This is a genomic window from Oleiphilus sp. HI0128 (assembly GCF_001635365.1).
The window spans coordinates 1-255 of sequence record NZ_LWGG01000654.1 but is presented as its reverse complement, the minus strand read 5'-3'; the positions used below and the strand labels follow the sequence as shown (position 1 = coordinate 255).

Annotated in this window: 1 protein-coding gene; it reads right to left on the bottom strand. The window is 47.5% G+C overall.

Annotated features, from left to right (window positions below):
• The coding region (locus tag A3763_RS28485) for a hypothetical protein (RefSeq protein WP_197482849.1) at positions 1-255 on the bottom strand (255 nt) is incomplete at both ends.

The window sequence follows — 255 nt, the reverse complement described above, 5'->3', positions numbered from 1 at the left end:
CCAGCATCTACAGTGAAGCGAGCTTCAGAACCTGCAGTGAACAGGTCAGCACTAGCGTTTACATTGTTCTTAATCGCTAGACCTGCACCTGTTACCGTTGCGCGAGTATCAGTATCAACACCAGTGTCACTTACACGGATCGCCTCAACGTCTGCATCTGATGAAGACTCAACCAAAATTTGAACATTGTTGAACACGTAGTCTGTACCTTCGCGCAAGCGAACTGCACGACCAACTGACTTCAAGATTGCGTTT